The 22,418-nt window shown below is 72.2% G+C and carries 18 protein-coding genes and 1 riboswitch; of the genes, 12 read left to right on the top strand and 6 right to left on the bottom strand.

Going from position 1 to position 22,418, the window contains the following annotated elements; translation table 11 throughout:
- The first annotated feature begins 27 nt into the window (after positions 1-27).
- On the top strand, positions 28-747 hold the full coding sequence (locus tag OG507_RS08940; RefSeq protein WP_327366613.1) for a hypothetical protein: 720 nt from the start codon (positions 28-30) through the stop codon (positions 745-747).
- A gap of 42 nt (positions 748-789) precedes the next feature.
- On the opposite strand, the gene OG507_RS08945 is transcribed toward OG507_RS08940, so the two are convergent.
- The 3 genes from OG507_RS08945 to OG507_RS08955 all read right to left on the bottom strand — a co-directional run bounded on the left by OG507_RS08945 (position 790) and on the right by OG507_RS08955 (position 3,936).
- Positions 790-1,581 carry an enoyl-CoA hydratase/isomerase family protein gene (locus OG507_RS08945; RefSeq protein WP_327366614.1) on the bottom strand — a complete coding sequence of 264 codons (792 nt, stop codon included), beginning with the start codon at positions 1,579-1,581 and terminating at the stop codon, positions 790-792.
- Between the two features lie 193 nt (positions 1,582-1,774).
- Complete coding sequence (locus tag OG507_RS08950; protein ID WP_327366615.1) at positions 1,775-1,996, bottom strand: helix-turn-helix domain-containing protein; 222 nt, start codon at positions 1,994-1,996, stop codon at positions 1,775-1,777.
- Between the two features lie 341 nt (positions 1,997-2,337).
- Entirely contained in the window at positions 2,338-3,936 is a 1,599-nt protein-coding gene (locus OG507_RS08955; RefSeq protein WP_327366616.1) for an ABC-F family ATP-binding cassette domain-containing protein, read from the bottom strand.
- A 274-nt stretch (positions 3,937-4,210) separates the two neighbouring features.
- Between OG507_RS08955 and ypfJ the strand changes: the two genes are divergently transcribed.
- Positions 4,211-5,101, top strand: coding sequence for a KPN_02809 family neutral zinc metallopeptidase (gene ypfJ / locus OG507_RS08960; protein WP_327366617.1), 891 nt, complete (start codon positions 4,211-4,213; stop codon positions 5,099-5,101).
- A gap of 104 nt (positions 5,102-5,205) precedes the next feature.
- Positions 5,206-5,619 carry a VOC family protein gene (locus tag OG507_RS08965; RefSeq protein WP_327366618.1) on the top strand — a complete coding sequence of 138 codons (414 nt, stop codon included), beginning with the start codon at positions 5,206-5,208 and terminating at the stop codon, positions 5,617-5,619.
- A 56-nt stretch (positions 5,620-5,675) separates the two neighbouring features.
- On the opposite strand, the gene OG507_RS08970 is transcribed toward OG507_RS08965, so the two are convergent.
- From OG507_RS08970 to OG507_RS08980, 3 genes are all read right to left on the bottom strand, one after another.
- Positions 5,676-6,989 carry a hypothetical protein gene (locus OG507_RS08970; RefSeq protein WP_327371909.1) on the bottom strand — a complete coding sequence of 438 codons (1,314 nt, stop codon included), beginning with the start codon at positions 6,987-6,989 and terminating at the stop codon, positions 5,676-5,678.
- A 184-nt stretch (positions 6,990-7,173) separates the two neighbouring features.
- Positions 7,174-8,301, bottom strand: coding sequence for an alpha/beta hydrolase (locus tag OG507_RS08975; RefSeq protein ID WP_327366619.1), 1,128 nt, complete (start codon positions 8,299-8,301; stop codon positions 7,174-7,176).
- A gap of 89 nt (positions 8,302-8,390) precedes the next feature.
- Positions 8,391-9,050, bottom strand: a complete 660-nt coding sequence (locus OG507_RS08980; protein WP_327366620.1) for a class II aldolase/adducin family protein — start codon at positions 9,048-9,050, stop codon at positions 8,391-8,393.
- Between the two features lie 262 nt (positions 9,051-9,312).
- Between OG507_RS08980 and OG507_RS08985 the strand changes: the two genes are divergently transcribed.
- From OG507_RS08985 to cobI, 9 genes are all read left to right on the top strand, one after another.
- On the top strand, positions 9,313-10,578 hold the full coding sequence (locus OG507_RS08985) for an inorganic phosphate transporter (RefSeq protein WP_327366621.1): 1,266 nt from the start codon (positions 9,313-9,315) through the stop codon (positions 10,576-10,578).
- Positions 10,579-10,621: 43 nt separating this feature from the next.
- On the top strand, positions 10,622-10,852 hold the full coding sequence (locus OG507_RS08990) for a hypothetical protein (protein WP_327366622.1): 231 nt from the start codon (positions 10,622-10,624) through the stop codon (positions 10,850-10,852).
- A 175-nt stretch (positions 10,853-11,027) separates the two neighbouring features.
- A riboswitch (cobalamin riboswitch) is annotated at positions 11,028-11,156 on the top strand.
- Positions 11,157-11,301: 145 nt separating this feature from the next.
- Positions 11,302-12,315, top strand: a complete 1,014-nt coding sequence (locus OG507_RS08995) for a cobalamin biosynthesis protein (RefSeq protein ID WP_327366623.1) — start codon at positions 11,302-11,304, stop codon at positions 12,313-12,315.
- Positions 12,312-13,853: a cobyric acid synthase gene (locus tag OG507_RS09000; RefSeq protein WP_327366624.1), complete on the top strand. Its 1,542-nt coding sequence runs from the start codon at positions 12,312-12,314 to the stop codon at positions 13,851-13,853. The genes OG507_RS08995 and OG507_RS09000 overlap by 4 nt, the downstream gene beginning before the upstream one ends.
- Positions 13,850-17,512 (top strand): cobaltochelatase subunit CobN, encoded by a 3,663-nt coding sequence (gene cobN / locus OG507_RS09005; protein ID WP_327366625.1) that lies wholly within the window; start codon positions 13,850-13,852, stop codon positions 17,510-17,512. The genes OG507_RS09000 and cobN overlap by 4 nt, the downstream gene beginning before the upstream one ends.
- Before the next feature lie 121 nt (positions 17,513-17,633).
- The gene (locus tag OG507_RS09010; RefSeq protein WP_327366626.1) at positions 17,634-19,658 is read left to right on the top strand and encodes a putative cobaltochelatase; all 2,025 of its coding nucleotides are present in this window, start codon (positions 17,634-17,636) and stop codon (positions 19,656-19,658) included.
- A complete protein-coding gene (gene cobO / locus OG507_RS09015; protein ID WP_327366627.1) occupies positions 19,658-20,257 on the top strand; it encodes a cob(I)yrinic acid a,c-diamide adenosyltransferase in 600 nt (199 codons plus the stop codon). Before OG507_RS09010 ends, cobO begins: the two co-directional genes overlap by 1 nt.
- Positions 20,220-21,662: a cobyrinate a,c-diamide synthase gene (locus OG507_RS09020; RefSeq protein WP_327366628.1), complete on the top strand. Its 1,443-nt coding sequence runs from the start codon at positions 20,220-20,222 to the stop codon at positions 21,660-21,662. The genes cobO and OG507_RS09020 overlap by 38 nt, the downstream gene beginning before the upstream one ends.
- A complete protein-coding gene (gene cobI / locus OG507_RS09025) occupies positions 21,659-22,405 on the top strand; it encodes a precorrin-2 C(20)-methyltransferase (protein WP_327366629.1) in 747 nt (248 codons plus the stop codon). The genes OG507_RS09020 and cobI overlap by 4 nt, the downstream gene beginning before the upstream one ends.
- Positions 22,406-22,418: the final 13 nt, after the last annotated feature.

The following is a 22,418-nucleotide window of genomic DNA, read 5'->3' on the forward strand; positions in this document are numbered from 1 at the left end:
GCGCCGTGGATGCGGCAGGCTGGGGTAATGACGACTGCTGACAGCCCGCGCGGGGCCGACGGATGGACGGCGGCGGTCCGCCGGCGGCTGGGCCTCGGCCGGCTGCTGCCGCTGGGCGGTCCGGCGGACGGGGCCTGGATCTCGGAGCGGGCCGCGGTCCGGGTGCTGCGCGACGCGGTGGAAGGTCGCGGCCCCGGTCCGGTGCTCGGGGAGCTCAGGATCCGTGTGGCGGATCCGGACCGGGCGCCGGACGCGGAGGTGGAGCCGCCGCCGAGTGCGCTGGCGCCGGGGCCGCTGCGGATCGAGGCGACCATGTCGGCGTTGTCCGGCCAGCCGTTGCCCGCCGCGGCCTCGCAGCTGCGCTCGGCGTTGCTGACGGCGGCCGGGCAGCGGCTGGGGCTGGAGGTCGCCGAGGTGGATCTGCGGGTGACGGAGCTGCTGGAGGCGCCGCCCGAACGGCGGGCGCCCGCCCCGGCCGAGGTGCGCCCGGCGGAGGCGGAGGGGGCGGCGGGCCTCGCCGCCGCGGGTGTTCCGGGGGTCGTGGCGCTGACCCGGGTGCTCGGCAAGGCGGTGCATCCGGGCCCGGGTCATGTGCGCGTCGAGCTGGCGACGGACACGGGCCACCGGGCGCTCGATGTGGCGCGCGCGGTGCGGGGCGCGGTGGCGGAGGCGGTGGAGGGGCGCCCCTCGGTCGCGGTGCTGATCACCGCGGTGGTCGAGGGGGACCGGCCGCCGGGCGGGGCTTGAGATCGCGCCCGGCGATCGGAGGGATGTCCCTGCGACGGGCTCTCAGTCGGTGATGCCCGCCAGGTCGCGCAGTCGGCGGCCCTGCGCGGCGCGTTCGGCGACGCGCTGCTCCTCGTAACCACGGGAGACGGCACCGCTCAGCAGCGCCTTGGTCTCCACGACCGCGTCGCGCGGGGCGGCCAGCAGTGCGCCGGCCAGGTCGCGGGCCGCGGCGTCCAGCTCGTCGGCGGGGACCACGAGGTTCGCCAGGCCGGTGCGCTCGGCCTCCTCGGCGTGCACGAAGCGGCCCGTGGCACAGATTTCGAGCGCGCGGGCGTACCCCACCAGGTTGACCAGGGGGTGCGTACCGGTGAGGTCGGGGACCAGGCCGAGGCTGGTCTCGCGCATGGCGAACTGCACGTCCTCGGCGACGATCCGCAGATCGCAGGCGAGAGCGAGTTGGAAGCCGGCACCGATCGCATGCCCCTGGACAGCCGCGATCGACACGATGTCGTTGCGGCGCCACCAGGTGAACGCCTCCTGGTACTCGGCGATGGTCGCGTCGAGTTCGGCCTCCGGGCCGCGCGCCATGTCGAGGAAGGACGGCTCACCGTCGAACCCCTCAGGGCTGAACGCCTGCCGGTCGAGGCCCGCGGAGAAGGACTTGCCCTCGCCGCGGAGCACCACGACCCGCACACTGCCGGGCAGAGCCCGTCCGGCCTCCGTCAACGCCCGCCAGAGAGCGGGGGACTGAGCGTTGCGCTTGGCCGGATTGGTGAGGGTCACCGTGGCAACCGCGTCATCGACGGTGAGTCGTACGCCGTCCTTGTCGAGCACAGAGTCGAGCGAGGTCATGGAGCGCCTCCGGATCGGGTCAGTCAGCATTTCGAGCTAAGTGACTGAACAGTAACCACCCGACCGACATCACGATCGACCGGGTGGCCACCGCCGAAACCGGTGAGCCCCGGGACGGGCCGCACAGCCTGCCCCGATCCGCCGAAGGCCGTCAGAGCCTGTCGGGCGACCACTGAGGCCACCCGACAGGCTCTCAGGCCGTGGCGGTCTTCTTGCCTCGTGTCGCTCCGCCGCGTCCACGCAGCGCGACTCCGGACTCGCTGAGCATCCGGTGGACGAATCCGTAGGAGCGGCCGGTCTCTTCGGCCAACGCCCGGATGCTCGCACCGGAGTCGTACTTCTTCTTCAGGTCTGCCGCGAGCTTGTCGCGCGCGGCGCCGGTAACCCGGCTGCCCTTCTTCAGAGTCTCGGCCACCCGTGCCTCCTCATGGGAAGTGCGCTCTGGACTCTCATGATCACCCCTCGAAGGCTTCCTGGCCACCCATTCGGCAAGGTCCGTGCAAGCGGATTCCCGCCCCGGAAAGGGGCCGACACGACCGGAATCCTGCATTCCGCTGGGTTGCGGGGGCGAGTGGGGACAGGCCCGGGACGAACCACCAGGTCAGGGCCACACGGGAACGGCTGCCCCAAATGGGTGTGCCCGGCAGGTATCTGCCGGGCGCACCGCCCGGGTACGAGACGTACTCACACAGATGATGGATCACGCATGGGCCGAAAGATCCAGACGAAGTGGATCAGACGGCGGCGGGGCCGGGATCAGGCCAGGGCGACGAGGTCCTGGTAGTCCGCGCCCCACAGGTCCTCGACACCGTCCGGCAGCAGAATGATCCGCTCCGGCTGCAGGGCCTCGACCGCCCCCTCGTCGTGGGTGACGAGGACGACGGCGCCCTTGTACGTACGCAGCGCGCCGAGGATCTCCTCGCGGCTGGCCGGGTCGAGGTTGTTCGTCGGCTCGTCCAGGAGCAGCACGTTCGCGGAGGAGACCACCAGGGTCGCCAGCGCGAGGCGGGTCTTCTCGCCTCCGGAGAGGACTCCCGCGGGCTTGTCGACGTCGTCGCCGGAGAAGAGGAACGAGCCCAGCGTCTTGCGGACGTCGACGAGGTCGAGGTCGGGCGCCGCGGAGCGCATGTTCTCCAGGACGGAGCGCTCCGGGTCGAGGGTCTCGTGCTCCTGGGCGTAGTAGCCGAGCTTGAGTCCGTGACCCTCGATGACCTGGCCGGTGTCGGGCTTCTCGGCGCCGCCGAGGAGCCGGAGCAGGGTGGTCTTGCCCGCGCCGTTGAGGCCGAGGATGACGACCCGGGAACCCTTGTCGATGGCGAGGTCCACATCGGTGAAGATTTCGAGCGAGCCGTAGGACTTGGACAGCCCCTCCGCCATCAGAGGGGTCTTGCCGCACGGCGAGGGCTCGGGGAAGCGCAGCTTGGCGACCTTGTCGGAGACCCGGACGGCCTCCAGACCGGAGAGCAGCCGCTCGGCACGCTTGGCCATGTTCTGCGCGGCGACGGTCTTGGTGGCCTTGGCGCGCATCTTGTCGGCCTGCGAGTTGAGGGCCGCGGCCTTCTTCTCGGCGTTCTGCCGCTCGCGCTTGCGGCGCTTCTCGTCGGCCTCGCGCTGCTGCTGGTAGAGCTTCCAGCCCATGTTGTAGATGTCGATCTGCGAGCGGTTGGCGTCGAGATAGAAGACCTTGTTGACGACCGTCTCGACGAGCTCGACATCGTGGGAGATCACGATGAAGCCGCCGCGGTAGGTCTTGAGGTAGTCGCGCAGCCAGACGATCGAGTCGGCGTCGAGGTGGTTTGTCGGCTCGTCGAGCAGCAGGATGTCGGCGTCCGAGAACAGGATGCGGGCCAGCTCGACGCGGCGGCGCTGACCGCCGGAGAGTGTGTGGAGCGGCTGTCCGAGCACCCGGTCGGGCAGGCTGAGCGCGGCGGCGATGGTGGCGGCCTCGGCCTCGGCGGCGTAACCGCCCTTGGTGAGGAACTCCGTCTCCAGGCGCTCGTACCTCTTCATCGCCTTCTCGCGGGTGGCGCCCTTGCCGTTCGCCATCCGCTCCTCGTTCTCGCGCATCTTGCGCAGGATCTCGTCGAGACCGCGGGCGGAGAGGATGCGGTCGCGGGCGAGTACGTCGAGGTCGCCGGTGCGCGGGTCCTGCGGGAGGTAGCCGACCTCGCCGGAGCGGGTGATGGCGCCGCCGGCGGGGTTGCCCTCGCCCGCCAGGCACTTGGTGAGGGTGGTCTTGCCCGCTCCGTTGCGGCCGACGAGGCCGATGCGGTCGCCCTTGGCGACGCGGAAGGAGGCGGACTCGATGAGAATGCGGGCGCCGGCTCGCAGCTCGATGCCGGAAGCGGTGATCACGGGTAAAACTCCAGGGCGGTGTGGACGGCGGACGGGACGACTACAGAGTTCGACTCGACGCCGTTACTCATGCACAAGGAGAATTGCCATACGGGTCATTCTACTGGCGGTGTGCAACTGCTTTTCCGCATGCACTCACGGCACTTGCCGGAATCTCGCTCAGCGCTGCCACTCCACTCCACCGCGCGACCAAAAAAGGGCATTGCGGTGTGAACTACCTAATACTCGGCGGAAGTGGTGAGACCACCACGGGCGGAGCGGAGAGTGGTGCCCCATGCAGTTCGACGACGACGCCGATCTGGACACGTCCGAGGTCCAGGATGTGCGCGGCAGCCGCATCCCCGGCGGCAAGGCCACGGTGGGCGGTGGCATCGCCGGTCTCATCGCTCTGCTCCTGGGGCTGTTCTTCGGTGTCGGCCCCGATCAGCTCGGCCTGTCGTCCGGCGACTCGGGCACGACGGCGACCGCGTCCTCGGCGGCTCAGGTGCAGCAGTCCTGCCGGACCGGGCAGGACGCGAACACCAGGGACGACTGCCGGACCGTCGCCGTGGTCAACAGCGTGCAGGACTACTGGACGCAGGAGTTCCGGCGGCGCGGCGGGACATACACGGACTCGCCGACGGTCCTGTTCACCGACCGGGTCGCAACCGCGTGCGGCACCGCGACCGCGGCGGTCGGGCCGTTCTACTGCCCCGGTGACCGGAAGGTCTATCTGGACCTGGGGTTCTTCGACGAGCTGCGGACGAAGTTCGGCTCCAGCGGTGGCCCGTTCGCCCAGGCGTACGTCGTCGCCCATGAGTACGGGCACCATGTGCAGGACCTGATGGGCACGCTGGGCCGGGCGCAGGACAGGCAGACCGGTGCGAACAGCAACGCCGTCAAGGTGGAGCTGCAGGCGGACTGCTACGCCGGGGTCTGGGCGCATCATGCGACGTCCACGCCCGACGAATCGACCGGGCGGCCACTGATCACCTCGCTGACACAGGCGGACATCCGGGACGGGCTCGACGCGGCGGCCGCGGTCGGCGACGACCGGATCCAGGAGAAGTTCCAGGGCCGTGTCACGCCGGAGTCCTGGACGCACGGCTCGGCCGCGCAGCGCCAGCAGTGGTTCACCACCGGCTTCCGCAGCGGCGACATGGCCGACTGCAACACCTTCCGCTGAGCCGCACCGTTCCCGGCCGGACCGGGCCGCTGTCAGTGGCCGGTGGAAGACTGAGACACAGATCACAGAAATGGCCCACGGAAGCACGAAAAGGGGTGAGCGCAATGGCAGGCGCACCGGCCGGCGTTCCGACGATCTATCCGACGATTCTGTACGAGGACGCGAAGGCCGCGATCAGGGCGTTGACGGAGGGCCTCGGCTTCACCGAGGAAGCGGTGTACGAGGGCGAGAACGGCACGGTGCTCCATGCGGAGCTGTCCTGCGGCAACGGGAGGGTGATGCTGGGCTCCAAGGGCCGCGAGGGTGTGTTCGCCAAGGCGATGCAGGGCGCGGGCCCGGCTGGTGTCTATGTCGTGGTGGACGAGGTCGACGAACACCACGCCCGGGCCGTGGAATACGGGGTGGAGATCCTTCTGCCGCCCACGGACCAGGACTACGGCTCGCGCGACTACATGGCGCGGGACGCGGAGGGCAATGTGTGGACCTTCGGGACGTACGCACCGGGCTCGGCGGACTGACGGCTCCGTAGGACCGGACGAGCTCGGGGCCGAGCCCGTCCGGTGCCTCGCCCGTACTACGCGCCGCCCGTGTGCACCTGGAAAGCGGCCCGGCGCACGGCTTTGGCGAGGGCCGGGTCGGGGTGCGCGGCGGCCAGGGCCACCAGTACCTGCACGGTGCGCGGATGGCCGACGGCCCGCACCTCGTCCAGCAGCGCGGGCACAGTGCCCTGGACGGCCGAGTCGAGATGGCGGACCAGCAGCCCGGTCTCGCCGTGGTCGGCGACGGCCGCCGCCGTGTCGACCCAGAGCCAGGTGGATTCCTCCCGGCTGAGGACGTCCTGGGCGTCCTCGGGGTCGGCTCCGTCGTACTCGGCCAGCCAGAGCAGTGCGTAGGGGCGCAGCGAGGGGTCCTCCACGACGGAGCGCACCTCGGGCTCGGCGGGGGCGCCGACGACCCGGAGCGCCTCGAAGGCGAGCCCGCGCAGCAGCGCGTCCTCCCCGCGGGCGACGGCGAGGAGTTCGGCGACGGCGCTGCCGACGGGGCGCGCGGCGAGCCAGGCGCGGTATTCGTCGCGGGCCGGTCCGGGGGTGAGCCGGGCGCAGCCGAGCAGCATGTCGGCGGCGGACTGCTCGATGTTCCCGGCCGGGCTCTGGGCCGCGACGCAGATCTGCTCCAGCTTGACCCAGACCGCCCAGTTGCCGAGCGGGGTGAGGGTGGCGTGCCCGGTGCCGAGGGTGAGCGCGCCGACGGCGGCGAGTCCTTCGAGGGCCCAGTCGAGGAGGAGGGCGACCAGCGCGGCGGAGTGTGCCGCGGGGGCGGATCCGGCCCGGGGGGCGGGCACCGGCTGCGGTCCGTACGGCACCTCGCAGCGCTCCTCGTGGAGTTCTGCGACGCGCTGGCCGAGAAGGTCCAGGAGGGCGGGCACGGTGACCGGTCCTGCCGAGAGCTGGAGGAGGGAGAGCACCTGCGGCACAGCCTCGACGGCCTCGGCGACGGCGGTGGCCTCGATGCCCTCGGGTGCGGGGTGGACGAGCGACCAGGCGTCGAAGAGCGCCACCCAGCCGCGGAGCACGGCGGAGTCGTCGCGGTCCCAGGCGCGCAGCCGCCAGCCGGGGCGTGCGGTGTCGCCGTGCAGTTCGACGAGGCCGGCGAGCCTGGCCCGGTCCCAGCCGGAGCGCACCTGGGCCGGGGACAGTTCCAGGGCCGTCGCAGCCCGTTCGAGAGCCTGGGCGGCCAGGGGCGGCGCGCCGGGGATCGCGCCGTCGGACGCCCAGTGGGCGATCCGTACGGCGTCGGCGAGGGCCGCCCTGGCCTGGCGGGCCAGTTCCGACCTGGGCGGAGTGCCCTCCGGGGGGCGGGGGGCCGGCCTGGTGCGCCGGGTGGTCACGGCCTTGCGAGCGGTGACAAGGGGTCGCGGGCGGACAAGTCGCAGCCTGGAGTCGCGCGGGGTACGGGACGTCACGGGGAGCAGTCTTGCTCCTGACGGCCCGAAAGCCCAAACGGAACCCGGATTCGCTGTGGAGGGGGCGGCTGGAGGGTCCGGAACCAATCGGCCGATCCCTCGCATCGGGTCACATCAGGGGCGTGAGGAAGCGGCGCAAGGCCTCTTCGTAGCGGACCGGGTCGGCATTCCACATTGCCGCATGCGGAGCCTGCGGTACGGCGTGCAGGGCGACCAGGTCCGGGCGGCGGGCGGCGAGATCGCGGGACGGCTGCCAGGGGGCCAGGGTGTCGTCCGGGCCGTGGAAGATCAGGGTCGGGACATGCAGCGCCGGTGCTACGGAGGCGTCCAGGAGCCGGGCGCCGCGCAGCCCGGTCTGTCCCTGGGCGGCACGGACGGCGAGCGGCAGCAGTGCGGTCGGGACGCCGCGGGCGACGGCCAGGGCGCGCAGTGTGGTGACCCAGTCCAGGACCGGGGAGTCGAGGACGAGGCCGCAGATCCGGTTGCGGAGCCCGGAGTTGACGGCCGCGTGCAGCGCCATCGACGCGCCGGTGGACCAGCCGTGCAGGACGACCTTCTCGGCCCCGTACCGCACGGCGAAGCGGATCGCCGCGTCCAGGTCGCGCCATTCGGACTCGCCGAGGTGGGCGAGGCCGTCCGGGGAGCGCGGGGCTCCGGCGTCGCCCCGGTAGGCCAGGTCGAGCACGGGCAGGCGCAGACCGTGCAGGAACTCCATGACGTTCATGGGGTGTTCCCTGGTGGTGCCGATGCCGTGCACGGTGATGACCCAGGTGCCGCGGGGGCCGGGCAGGAACCAGGCGGGCAGGGCGCCGAGTTCGCCGGGGATCTCGACTTCCTCGTGGTCGAGGCCGAGGGCCGACGAGGGGTCGCCGCTGTGCAGCTGCGGGGTGACGCGGACCTTGGCGCCGGTATCCAGGCTGCCGCGGCTGACACGCTCCAGTCTGCGCACGACGGTGTCGGGGGCGTGGTGGGCGTTTTCGATCACGGGGCCGACGACGGCGTGGACGTCGGTGCCCACCAGTCCGTACGTACCGGGCCGCAGAGCGGTGAAGGAGCGGGTCAGGGTGACCTGTCCGGCCGCCGTGGCGTGCACGGTGAGCCTGCGGTCGGCGGGGAGCGGTCGCCCTGGCGGCGTCCTGAGGGCGGCGCCGCCGGCGTACCGGCCGGCCGCGACCGTTGCCGCGCCGACGCCGAGGATCGTGGTGACGGCTGCTGCCGTAACTGTTGCCGGGCGCACTGCTCCAGTGTCGTGCGACGCACCGCACCCTGCCAGCGGACGGCGGCCGTCCGGTGCCCGTCGGCGGTGACCCGACGGGGCCCGCCGGGTCAGCCCGGCTGTCCGTATCCCTTCAGTGCCTCGTGTACGTCGCGCAGCTGGGCCGGGGAGAGCAGAGACGGGGAGCGTCCGGGGACGGAGCTCGCGGTGAGCCAGAGCCGGCAGAGCCATTCCAGCTGGGCGGTCCTGTCGTACGCCTCGTCCAGGCTCGCTCCGTAGGTGATGGTTCCGTGGTTCTGAAGGAGGCAGCCGGTGCGGTTCCGCAGGGCGGCGAGCATGTTCTCGGCCAGTTTCTCGGTCCCGTAGCGCGCATAGGCCGCGACCCGTACGGGACCCCCGAGCACGGCGGTCGCGTAATGGACCGGAGGGACCTCGGGAACCAGGGTGGAGACGGCCGTGGCGTGCACCGCGTGGGTGTGCACGACGGCGGCCGCGTCGCTGTTCCGGTAGACCGCGAGATGGAGCGGGAGTTCACTGGTCGGGGCCAGTTCGCCGAGGACGCGGTTGCCTTCCAGATCGACGCCGACGACGTCCTCGGGGCCCAGCCGGTCGTAGGGCACTCCGCTCGGGGTGACCAGGACCGTCCCGCCGACCCGTGCCGACACGTTGCCGGAGGTCCCGACGACGAGGCCGTCCGCCGCCGTCCTGCGGGCGGTGGTGACGACACCGTCCCAGGCCCGTCCGATCGCGTCCCGCTGCTGCTCGCTCATGCGGAGATCCTGTCAGCCCGGGGGCGAACGGGCCTGCGGCCGGGTGGAGAAGGTCACAAACCGGAGAAGTTCTCACAAGGGTGACGGTGGGGCGAATCGGGCCCGGCAGGGCCCTGCGTCCGGCCCCTGCGGCCCCGCGGAGGACAAGCGGAATGCCCTGACTCCACTGAGAGACACCACAGCGCCCTGCTCAGTTCATCTTCCGTTCACTCAGGTTGCCTACGGTCCACCTGCCAATGACGTCGAACGATTGCCTGGGTAAATGGAACACATCACGCTGCTCCTCGCGATTGTGATCGTGACAGCTCTAGTGTTCGATTTCACGAACGGTTTCCATGACACCGCCAACGCGATGGCGACCACCATCTCGACCGGCGCTCTCAGACCGAAGACAGCGGTGGCCATGTCCGCCGTTCTCAACCTCGTCGGCGCGTTCCTGTCCGTGGAGGTCGCCAAGACGATCTCCGGCGGGATCATCAACGAGGACGGGCTGCGGACAGAAGTCATCTTCGCGGCACTCGTCGGCGCCATCCTCTGGAATCTGCTGACCTGGCTGGTCGGACTGCCGTCCAGCTCCTCGCACGCCCTGTTCGGCGGTCTGATCGGTGCCGCGGTGATGTCGGCGGGCTGGTCGTCGGTCAACGGCGGCACCGTGGTCACCAAGGTGCTGCTCCCCGCGGTCGCCGCCCCCCTCGTCGCCGGTCTGGCCGCTCTGCTGGCCACCAGGCTGACGTACCGGATCGGCGGGAAGATCCGTAACGACGCCCAGGAGAAGGCCACCGCCAAGGGCTACCGCGCCGGTCAGATCGCCTCGGCCGGACTGGTCTCCCTCGCCCACGGCACCAACGACGCACAGAAGACCATGGGCATCATCACCCTCGCCCTGGTCACCGGCGGCGTCCTGCGCCCCGGCTCCAACCCGCCGGTCTGGGTCATCGTCTGCGCCGGTACGGCCATCGCACTCGGCACCTACCTGGGCGGCTGGCGCATCATCCGCACCATGGGCAGCGGCCTCACCGACCTCCGGCCGCCGCAGGGCTTCGCCGCCCAGACCAGCGCGGCCACGGTCATCCTGGCCTCCTCGCACCTCGGCTTCTCCCTCTCCACCACCCAGTCCTGCTCCGGCGCCGTGATGGGCGCGGGCCTCGGCCGCCAGGGCGGTGTGGTCCGCTGGTCCACCGCCACCCGGATGTTCGTCGCCTGGGGTCTGACCCTGCCGGCCGCGGGTCTGGTCGGCGCGGGCGCGGAGCTCCTCACCAAGCAGGGCACCTGGGGTGTCGTCGTCGTCGCGGCGCTGCTGATCGCGGGCTCCGGGTCGATCTGGATGGTGTCGCGCCGCAAGCCCGTCGGCCACGGCGATGTCGCGCCGGTGGACGCCGGGGCCGAGCCCGCGGGCGTCGTCACCACGGCCATCGCCGCCGTCAGCCCGCCGCCCACCGTGGCCCAGGCGACGGCCCAGGACCTCAAGACCACCATTCCGGCCCCGGCCGGAACCACCCAGGACCCGGCGCGACCCGCCACCGTCTAGGCCAGCCGCCTGCCGTCCGGGCCGGCCGTCTTAAGGAATCAGCATGAAAATCGACTGGGCAGCTCTCGGCTCCGTCTTCGGCGTCTCCCTCGCCGTCACCGTCGCGCTGGTGGGTCTCTTCACCCTGGGCATCGTCGGTCTCTCCAAGCAGCCCGAACCCGCGGCGCAGGGCGGCTCCGGCGGCTCGCTGCTGCTGGCCCGCGCCGGCGCGTACGTCTGCTTCGCGCTGTGCGCTGCGGCGGTCACGTACGGCATCTATCTGATCGTCGCCTGAGCCCTCCCCCGCGCACTCACCCCCAACGGGCCGGACACACCTCGTGTGTCCGGCCCGTTGGGCTGTGCCCGGCCCGATGTGGGGCTCAGCACACTGTCCAGCCGCAGGTCAACGGCAAGTTGACGGGCGTTCGCGGAGCGTGGTGGACTGCCGGAGCCGAATACGGCGACAGCAGAGGAAGCCGGTGCGAATCCGGCGCGGTCCCGCCACTGTCACCGGGGAGCAGTCCCCCACACCGGAAGTCACGGCTCGCGCGAGCGGGCTGGAAGGCCGGGGGAACTGCGGATCCGGGAGCCAGGAGACTCTCGTCGCCGGTCACGTCGAACCAGGGCGCGGACCCTGAGTGAGGACATATCGCCATGCCTGGCAGCCGTGCGTCCATTGCTGTGGCGCTCTCGACGAGAGCCGCCCGTACGAAGGTCCTTCGAGGCGTAACGAGCGGTTGAGCCGTGCGTGCCGACCGCATTTTCGCGTACGGCGCCACGGCCGGTCTGATCGGCGACCTGCTGCTCGGTGACCCCCGCAGGGGGCACCCGGTCGCCGCTTTCGGGCGGGCCGCTGCGGGCGTCGAGCGCCGCCTGTACCGCGACCACCGCGGGTGGGGCGCGCTGCACACACTCGTCTGCGCCGGAGGCGCCGCGGGTGGTGCCGCGCTGCTCGCCCGTGCCGTACGCCGTCACCCCGCCGCTTCCGTCGCACTGACCGCGGCCGCCACCTGGTCCGTCGTCGGCGGTACGTCGCTGGGGCGTGAGGCCCGTGCCATCGGCGAGGCCCTGGCCGCCTGCGACATCGAGCGCGCCCGCGAGCGGCTGCCGCATCTGTGCGGGCGCGACCCCCACTCCCTCGACGGGCCGCAGATCGCCCGTGCCGTGGTGGAGTCCGTGGCCGAGAACACCTCGGACGCGGTGGTCGGCGCCCTGGTGTGGGGCGCGCTGGCCGGTGTGCCCGGGCTCATCGGCTTCCGGGCCGCCAACACCCTCGACGCCATGGTCGGCCACAAGTCGCAGCGTCACCGGCGCTACGGCTGGGCCTCGGCCCGCCTCGACGACCTCGCGGGCTGGCCGGGGGCCCGGCTCACCGCCCTGCTCGCCGTGGCCGCCGGGGGGCAGCCGCGTGGAGCGGTACGGGCCTGGCGGGCCGACGCGGCGAAGCATCCGAGCCCCAACGCGGGCCCGGTGGAGGCCTCGTTCGCGGGTGCGCTCGGCGTACGGCTCGGCGGGACGCTGGCGTACGGCGGCCGGGTCGAGCACCGCCCCGTGCTGGGCGGGGAGACGGGCCGGGCGGTGGGGACCGAGGACATCGAACGCGCGGTACGGCTGTCGCGCCGGGTGAGTGCGCTGGCCCTCGGCGTGTGTGTGGCGGGACGGCTGGGTGCCGGCCTCGTCGCACGCCGGATCGCGGGACAGCGGGTCGCGGGACACCTGGTCACAGAACACCGAGTCGCAGGACGGAGACGGACATGAGCGGCGGGCTGCTGGTCGCCGGAACCACCTCGGACGCGGGCAAGAGCGTCGTCACGGCGGGTATCTGCCGCTGGCTCGTGCGCCGGGGCGTGAAGGTGGCGCCCTTCAAGGCGCAGAACATGTCGCTGAATTCGTTCGTCACCCGCGAGGGCGCCGAGATCGGGCGCGCCCAGGCCATGCAGGCCCAGGCCGCCCGGGTGGAGCCGACCGCGCTGATGAACCCGGTCCTGCTCAAGCCCGGCGGCGACCGCTCCAGCCAGGTCGTCCTGATGGGCAGACCGGTCGGCGAGATGAGCGCACGCGGCTACCACGGGGGCAGGCAGGAAGCGCTTCTCTCCACGGTCGTGGACTGTCTGGAGCAGCTTCGGGGCACATATGACGCAGTGATCTGCGAGGGCGCGGGCAGTCCGGCCGAGATCAATCTGCGGCGCACGGACATCGTGAACATGGGCATCGCGCGGGCGGCGCGCTTCCCGGTGGTGGTCGTCGGCGACATCGACCGCGGTGGCGTCTTCGCCTCGTTCTTCGGTACGACGGCGCTGCTCGACGCCGAGGACCAGTCGCTGATCGCGGGCTACCTCGTCAACAAGTTCCGCGGCGATGTGTCGCTGCTCGAACCGGGCCTGGAGATGCTGCGCGGGCTCACCGGGCGCCGGACGTACGGGGTGCTGCCCTTCGCCCACGGCCTCGGCATCGACGAGGAGGACGGGCTGCGGGTCTCGCTGCGCGGCGCCGTACGCGAATCGGTCGTCGCGCCGCCGCACGGCGAGGACGTGCTGCGCGTCGCGGTGTGCGCCGTGCCCCTGATGTCGAACTTCACCGATGTGGACGCGCTGGCCGCCGAACCGGGCGTCGTCGTCCGGTTCGTGGACCGCGCGGAGGAACTGGCCGACGCCGACCTCGTCATCGTCCCGGGCACCCGCGGCACCGTGCGGGCGCTGGCCTGGCTGCGCGAGCGCGGCCTCGCCGACGCACTGGTGCGGCGCGCCGCCGAGGGCCGGCCGGTCCTCGGCATCTGCGGCGGCTTCCAGATCCTCGGCGAACACATCGAGGACGAGGTCGAGTCCGGGGCCGGGCACGTCGAAGGACTCGGCCTGCTGCCCGTACGCATCCGCTTCGACCGCGAGAAGACCCTCGCCCGCCCCGTCGGCGAGGCGCTCGGCGCCCCCGTCGAGGGGTACGAGATCCACCACGGCGTCGCGGACGTACGCGGCGGCGAAGCCTTCTTCTCCGACGGCCGGGGACACGGCCTGGACGGCTGCCGGGTCGGCGCGGTCCACGGCACCCACTGGCACGGCTCGCTGGAGAGCGACGAATTCCGCCGCCGCTTCCTGACCGAGGTCGCCCGTGCCGCCGGCCGGCGCTTCGTCCCCGCCCCCGACACCTGCTTCGCCGCGCTGCGCGAGGAACAGCTCGACCGCCTCGGCGACCTCATCGAAGAACACGCGGACACCGACGCGCTGCTGCGGCTCATCGAGTCGGGCGCGCCGTCAGGACTTCCCTTCATCGCCCCCGGAGCACCTGGAGCACGCGCATGAACGCCGCCACGAGCACCGTGCTGTTGCTGTCGACCGCCGACACGGACCTCCTCGCCGCCCGCGCCTCCGGCGCGCCGTACCGGATCGGCAACCCCACCCGCATCGACCCCCGCGAGGAACTCCCCGCACTGATCGAGGGCTCCTGCGTCGCCGTCGTCCGCCTCCTCGGCGGCAAGCGCGCCTGGGAGGACGGTCTCGCCGTCCTCAGGACGTCCGGCATCCCGACCGTGCTGCTGGGCGGCGAGGCCGTACCGGACGCGGAGCTGATGGCCGAGTCGTCCGCACCCGCCGGTGTCGTCGCCGAGGCGCTGCGCTACCTCGTGGAGGGCGGCCCCGGAAACCTCGTCGAACTGGCCCGCTTCCTCTCCGACACCGTCCTGCTGACCGGCCACGGCTTCGCCGGGCCGCAGAAGATGCCCGAGTGGGGCCTGCACGGCAGCCGCGCGTTCGTCGAGGGCCGCCCGACCGTCGGCGTGCTCTTCTACCGGGCGCACCAGCTGTCCGGGAACACCTCGTTCGTGGACGTCCTGTGCGACGCGGTCGAGGCGCGCGGCGCCAACGCCCTGCCCGTGTACTGCGGTTCGCTGCGCGGCGCGGACGCCGCTCTGTACGAACTGCTCGGCAGGGCGGACGCCCTGGTCGCCACGGTGCTCGCGGCGGGCGGCACCCGCGCGTCGGACGCCTCCGCCGGGGGTGACGACGAGGCCTGGGACATCGGCGCGCTCGCCGAGCTGAACGTCCCGGTGCTGCAGGGCCTGTGCCTGACCTCCTCACGCGCCGCGTGGGACGCCTCGGACGCCGCGCTCTCCCCCATGGACGCGGCGATGCAGGTCGCGATCCCCGAGTTCGACGGCCGGCTGATCACCGTCCCGTTCTCCTTCAAGGAGCAGGGCCCCGACGACGTACCGGTCTACCGCGCCGACCCGGAACGGGCCGCGCGCGTCGCCGGAATCGCGGTGCGCCACGCTGTCCTCAAGCACAAGGCGAACGCGGAGAAGAAGCTCGCTCTCGTCTTCACCGCCTACCCGACCAAGCACTCCCGCGTCGGCAACGCTGTCGGCCTGGACACACCCGCGTCCGCGGTACGGGTGCTGGACGCGCTGCGCGACGCCGGTTACGGGGTCGACGGGCACCCCGACAACGGCGACGAGCTCATCCACCGGCTCATCAACGCCGGTGGCCACGACGTGGAGTGGCTGACCGAGGAGCAGCTCGCGGCGGCCCCCGCCCGCGTACCGCTCGCCGACTACCGGGCCTGGTTCGAGAAGCTGGAGCCGGGGCTGCGCGACTCGATGCTGGAGCACTGGGGCGAGCCGCCGGGCTCGCTGTACGTGGACGGGGACGAGATCGTCCTCGCCTCGCTGCAGTTCGGGAACGTGGTGGTGCTGATCCAGCCACCGCGCGGCTTCGGCGAGAACCCGATCGCGATCTACCACGACCCGGACATGCCGCCTTCGCACCACTACCTGGCGACGTATCGCTGGCTGGAGAGCTCCTTCGGCGCGGACGCCGTGGTCCACATGGGCAAGCACGGCACGATGGAGTGGCTGCCGGGCAAGGGGCTCGGCCTGTCCGCCGGCTGCGGCCCCGACGCCGTGCTCGGTGAGCTTCCGCTGATCTACCCGTTCATCGTCAACGACCCGGGCGAGGGCACCCAGGCCAAGCGGCGCGGCCACGCCACGGTGGTGGACCATCTGGTGCCGCCGATGGCGCGTGCCGACACCTATGGCGACCTGGCCAAGCTGGAGCAGTTGCTCGACGAGTACGCGCTGGTCAGCGATCTCGACCCGACGAAGGCTCCGTCGGTGCGGGCGCAGATCTGGACGCTGGTGAAGGCCGCCGAGCTGCACCACGACCTCCATGTCGACGAGCAGCCCGGCGACGACGACTTCGACTCGTTCGTCATGCACATCGACGGCTATCTCTGCGAGATCAAGGACGTCCAGATCCGGGACGGCCTGCACATCCTCGGCGGCGGTCCGGTCGACGAGGCGCGGGTCAACCTGGTGCTGGCCGTGCTGCGCGCCTCCCAGGTGTGGGGCGGAACGGCGAACGCGCTGCCCGGGCTGCGGGCCTCGATCGCCGAGCACTTCGGTCTGAGCGAGAAGAAGCTGCTGGCCGAGCCGGGCGCCCCGGTGAAGGCCCCGGCCGAGCTGACCGAGCTGGTCGAGGGCCCGGCGCGCACCGGTGCGGACGCGATCGATCTGCTGGAGCAGCTGTGCCGCGGGCTCGCGGAGGGCATGGAGGAGCGCGGCTGGGACATCGCGGCGGCGGCGGGGCTGGTACGGGAGGTGCTGGGCTCCGAACTCCCGGACGCGGTGGCCGTGCTGGGCTTCGCGTGCGAGGAGGTCGTACCGCGGCTGGCCCGGACGACGGACGAGATCGACCACATCCTGCGGGCGCTGGACGGCGGATTCGTACCGGCGGGACCGTCGGGTTCGCCCACGCGCGGGCTCGTCAACGTGCTGCCGACCGGGCGCAACTTCTACTCGGTGGACCCGAAGGCGATTCCGTCCCGGCTGTCGTGGGAGGTCGGGCAGTCGCTCGCCGACTCCCTGATCGCCCGCTATCTCACGGACACGGGCGACTACCCGAAGTCGGTCGGCCTGACCGTGTGGGGCACCTCGGCCATGCGTACGCAGGGCGACGACATCGCGGAGATCCTGGCGCTGCTCGGCTGCCGTCCGGTGTGGGACGACGCGTCGCGGCGGGTGACCGGGTTCGAGGTGGTGCCGGTGAGCGAGCTGGGCAGGCCGCGGATCGATGTGACGGTGCGGATCTCCGGGTTCTTCCGCGACGCGTTCCCGCATGTGGTGGGGCTGATCGACGATGCGGTACGGACGGTGGCGGAGCTGGACGAGCCGGCCGACGCGAACTACGTACGGGCGCACGTGGAGCAGGACACCGCCGAGCACGGCGACCGAAGGCGCGCGACGGCCCGGATCTTCGGCTCCAAGCCGGGCGCGTACGGCGCCGGGCTGCTGCCGCTGATCGACGCCCGGAACTGGCGCAGCGACGCCGACCTGGCCGAGGTGTACGCGGTCTGGGGCGGTTACGCGTACGGGCGCGGGCTCGACGGGCGGGCGGCGCGCGGGGACATGGAGACGGCGTTCCGGCGGATCGCGGTGGCGGCGAAGAACGTCGACACCCGTGAACACGATCTGGTCGATGCCGACGACTACTTCCAGTACCACGGCGGCATGGTCGCCATGGTGCGGCATCTGACCGGCGAGTCGCCCGAGGCGTACGTCGGCGACAGCGCCACGCCGGACCAGGTGAAGACGCGGACGCTGGGCGAGGAGACGCACCGGGTGTTCCGGGCCCGGGTGGTGAACCCGCGGTGGATGGCGGCGATGCGGCGCCACGGGTACAAGGGCGCCTTCGAGATGGCCGCGACCGTGGACTACCTGTTCGGGTACGACGCGACGGCGGGGGTCGTGGACGACTGGATGTACGAGAAGTTGTCGGCGCAGTACGTCTTCGACGAGACCAACCGGGACTTCATGAAGAAGTCCAACCCCTGGGCGCTGCGCGGCATTTCGGAACGGCTGCTGGAGGCGGCCGAGCGGGGGCTGTGGGCGGAGCCGGACGCGGAGACGCTGGAGCGGCTGCGGGCCACGTATCTGGAGCTCGAAGGCGACTTGGAGGGGGACGAGTGAGCGGGGTGCGTGCACTTGTTCATCGGGGGCTGCGCCCCCGGACCCCCGCGCCTCAAACGCCGGCGGGGCTGGAATTCACGCCGGAGGGGCTGACATCGCTCCGTTCACCCAAGGAGGCATCGTGAGTACGCCGTATCCCTTCACCGCCATCGTCGGGCAGGACGATCTGCGGCTCGGGCTGTTGCTCAACGCCGTCTCGCCCGCCGTCGGCGGTGTGCTGGTGCGTGGCGAGAAGGGGACCGCCAAGTCCACCGCCGTGCGGGCGCTCACAGCGCTGATGCCCAAGGTGCACGTGGTCTCCGGGTGCCGGTTCTCGTGCGACCCGGTGTCGCCCGATCCGGCGTGTCCCGACGGCCCCCATGAGGCCGGGGCCGGTGTGTCGCGGGATGCGCGGATGGTGGAGCTTCCGGTCGGCGCTTCCGAGGACCGGCTCGTCGGGGCGCTCGACATCGAGCGGGCGCTCGCGGAGGGCGTGAAGGCCTTCGAGCCCGGGCTGCTCGCCGATGCGCATCGTGGGATTCTCTACGTCGACGAGGTCAATCTCCTCCACGACCACCTCGTGGACCTGCTGCTGGACGCGGCCGCCATGGGTGCTTCGTACGTGGAGCGCGAGGGCGTCTCCGTACGGCATGCGGCGCGCTTCCTGCTCGTGGGAACCATGAACCCCGAAGAGGGCGAGCTGCGGCCGCAGTTGCTCGACCGGTTCGGGCTGACCGTCGAGGTCGCCGCGTCCCGTGAGACCGATCAGCGGGTCGAGGTCGTGCGGCGGCGTCTCGCGTACGACGACGACCCCGCGGGATTCGCCGGCAAGTGGGCCGACGAGGAAGGCGCGTTGCGGGCCCGGATCGTCGCCGCGCGTGCGCTGCTTCCCGAAGTGCGGCTCGGCGACGGGGCGTTGCGGCAGATCGCGGCCACCTGTGCGGCCTTCGAGGTCGACGGGATGCGCGCGGACATCGTGATGGCGCGGACGGCCACCGCACTGGCCGCCTGGGCGGGGCGTACGGACGTGCTGGCCGAGGACGTCCGGCAGGCCGCACTGCTCGCGCTCCCCCACCGGCGTCGGCGCAATCCCTTCGACGCGCCGGGCCTGGACGAGGACAAGCTCGACGACACGCTGGAGCAGAACAGCGGCGAGGACGAGGATCCGGACCCGGACGGCCCCGGTGGCGGCGGCCGTCCCCCGCAGGGCGACGGGCCCGACACGCCGCCGCAGCCCGAGGGCGAGTCCGGCGACACGCCCGCGCAGTCCGTGCCCGAGCAGGGGCAGGAGCAGGAGCAGGAGCAGGGCCGGTCCTCCGGGGCCGGTGAGCAGCAGCCCGTACGCGCCGCCGAGCCGTTCCGTACGAAGATGCTGAGCGTGCCGGGTCTGGGCGAGGGCGCGGCGGGGCGGCGGTCCCGGGCGCGTACCGAGCACGGGCGTACGACCGGGGCGCGGCGTCCGCGGGGTGCCCTGACCAAGCTGCATCTGGCCGCGACCGTGCAGGCCGCCGCCCCGCATCAGCGGGCGCGGGGCCGGTCGGGGCGGGGGCTGGTGGTCCGGCGGGACGATCTGCGGCAGGCGACGCGGGAGGGGCGCGAGGGGAACCTCGTTCTCTTCGTGGTGGACGCCTCCGGGTCGATGGCTGCCCGGCAGCGGATGAGTGCCGTGAAGGGTGCGGTGCTCTCGCTGCTGCTGGACGCGTATCAGCGGCGGGACAAGGTCGGGCTGATCACCTTCCGGGGCAAGGACGCCGAAGTGGTGCTGCCGCCGACGTCGTCGGTGGACGCGGCGGCGGCGCGGCTGGAGCTGCTGGCGACCGGTGGGCGCACTCCCGTCGCGGCCGGGCTGTTGAAGGCCCATGAGGTGCTGCGGGTGGAGCGGCTGCGTGATCCGTCGCGGCGGCCGTTGCTGGTCGTGGTGACCGACGGGCGGGCGACCGGGGGGCCCGAGCCGGTGGCGCTGGCCTCGCGGGCGGCGCGGCTGCACGAGGCCGAGGGCGTCGCGTCCGTCGTCGTGGACTGCGAGTCGGGGCCCGTGCGGCTCGGCCTCGCGGGAGGTCTCGCGCGCGATCTCGGGGGCACCGCGGTCACGCTCGACGAGCTGCGGGCCGACTCGATCGCAGGGCTCGTCAAGGACGTTCAGTCAGCCGGCAGGAGGGCCGCGTAATGCCGCAGGGACAGCCGACCACCGTTCCGGACGACGGGCTCACCACCCGTCAGCGCCGCAATCGTCCGCTGCTGGTGGTGCATACCGGCATCGGCAAGGGGAAGTCGACGGCGGCCTTCGGGCTCGCGTTGCGCGCCTGGAATCAGGGGTGGCCCATCGGTGTCTTCCAGTTCGTCAAGTCGGCGAAGTGGAAGGTCGGCGAGGAGAACGCGCTGAAGGTCCTCGGGGCGAGCGGCGAGGGCGGGTCCGTCGCCTGGCACAAGATGGGCGAGGGCTGGTCGTGGGTGCAGCGCGACAGGCAGCTGAACAACGAGGAGGCGGCGCGCGAGGGCTGGGAGCAGGTCAAGCGCGACCTGGCCGCCGAGACGTACCGGTTGTACGTCCTCGACGAGTTCGCGTACCCGATGCACTGGGGGTGGGTCGACACCGGCGAGGTGATCGAGGTGCTGCGGAGCCGGCCCGGTACGCAGCATGTGGTCGTCACCGGGCGCAACGCGCCTCGGGAGCTGGTGGAGGCCGCCGATCTGGTGACCGACATGTCGAAGGTCAAGCACCCGATGGATGCCGGTCAGAAGGGCCAGCGGGGCATCGAATGGTGAGGGGCCCGCGGTGAACGTTCCGCGTCTGGTGATCGCCGCGCCCTCGTCGGGGAGCGGCAAGACGACCGTGGCCACTGGGCTGATGGCGGCCTTCGCGGGGCGGGGGCTTGCCGTGTCCGCGCACAAGGTGGGGCCCGACTACATCGATCCCGGGTATCACACGCTGGCCACGGGACGGCCCGGGCGCAATCTCGACGCGTACATGTGCGGGCCCGAGCTGATCGCCCCGCTGTTCGCGCACGGGGCGCGCGGCTGCGATCTGGCGGTGGTCGAGGGAGTGATGGGGCTGTACGACGGGGCGTCGGGGCGGGGCGAGCTGGGTTCGACCGCGCAGGTCGCGAAGCTGCTGCGGGCGCCTGTGGTGCTGGTGGTCGACGCGTCGTCGCAGTCGCGGTCCGTGGCGGCGCTGGTGCACGGTTTCGCCTCGTGGGATCCGCAGGTGCGGATCGGCGGGGTGATCCTGAACAAGGTCGGCTCCCAGCGCCACGAGGCGCTGCTGCGGGAGGCGTTGGACGAGTCCGGGGTGCCGGTGCTGGGGGTGTTGGGGCGGGCCGGGCAGCTGGCTGTTCCGTCGCGGCATCTGGGGCTGGTGCCGGTGGCCGAGCGGCGGGGCGATGCGGTGGCCGCTGTCGCGGCGATGGCGGATCGGGTGCGGGCGGGGTGTGACCTGGACGCGGTCATGGCGTTGGCGCGGTCTGCGCCCGCGGTGCCGGGTGAGGCGTGGGACGCGGTGGAGGCGGTGGGCGGTGTGGGGGGCCGCGACCGGGACTGCGCCGTGGATCCCGGTCCTCGGACGCCGGACGGGCTGAATGTGGTGGCCGTCGCGGCCGGGGCCGCGTTCACGTTCTCCTATGCCGAGCACGGCGAGCTGCTGGCCGCTGCCGGAGCCGATGTCGTGCCGTTCGATCCGTTGCGGGACGAGGCGTTGCCCGAGGGCGCTCGGGGGCTGGTCATCGGTGGCGGGTTTCCGGAGGTGTACGCCTCGGAGCTGTCCGCCAACGCGGCGCTGCGCAAGGCCGTTGTCGAGCTGGTGGAATCCCGGGCTCCGGTGGCCGCCGAGTGTGCGGGGCTGCTGTATCTGGCGCGTTCGCTCGACGGGCTGGCGATGTGCGGGGTGCTCGATGCCGAGGCGCGGATGTCCGAGCGGCTGACGCTCGGCTACCGGGAGGCCGTGGCGGTCTGCGACAGCGTGCTGGCGGCGCCCGGGACGCGGGTGCGCGGGCACGAGTTCCACCGGACCGTGCTGGAGCCGGGTGCCGGGGCCGAACCGGCGTGGGGCCTGCATCAGCCGGAACGGCGGGTGGAGGGGTTCGTACAGCAGGGCGTGCACGCGAGTTATCTGCATACGCACTGGGCCTCGGCGCCCGGTATGGCCCGCCGATTCGTTGAAAGGTGCAAGGGATGAACCACGGTCACGGTACGAGCAGGCTGGTCGGCGTCGGCGTCGGGCCCGGTGATCCGGAGCTGGTGACCGTCAAGGGTGTGAACGCGCTGCGTGATGCCGAAGTCGTCGTGGTGCCGGTGATGGACACCGGTGAGCGGGGGCGGGCCGAGGCGACCGTGCTGCACTACGTGGCGGCCGAGAAGGTCGTACGGGTGGTGTTCGCGCTCAATGAGCGGACGGACCGGGCACGCCGGGAGGCGGCGTGGGACGCGGCGGGTGAGCGGGTCGCGGAGCTGCTGCGTACGCATGGTTCGGTGGCGTTCGCGACGATCGGCGACCCCAATGTGTACTCGACGTTCACCTATCTCGCGCACACGATAGAAGAGCTGCTGCCGGGGACGGCCGTGGAGACCGTGCCGGGGATCACGGCCATGCAGGATCTGGCCGCGCGCAGCGGTGCGGTGCTGACGGAGGGCACGGAGCCGTTGACGCTGGTGCCGGTGACCGCCGGGGCCGCGGTGCTGAAGCAGGCCCTCGAAGGGCCCGGGACGGTCGTCGCGTACAAGTTCGGGCGGCTGGCCGCGGAGGTGGCCACGGCGCTGCGTGAGACGGGGCGTACCGAGGACGCGGTGTGGGGTTCGGCGCTGGGGCTGCCCGAGGAGTCGATCCGGCCGGCGGCGGAGCTGGCCGGGGGGCCGTTGCCGTATCTGTCGACGCTGATCGCGCCCGCGCCGCGCGACGGCGGGCGGGGCGGGAAATTGTGAGGCGCCCGGGTGC

The organism is Streptomyces sp. NBC_01217 (assembly GCF_035994185.1).
Classification (GTDB): Bacteria; Actinomycetota; Actinomycetes; order Streptomycetales; family Streptomycetaceae; genus Streptomyces.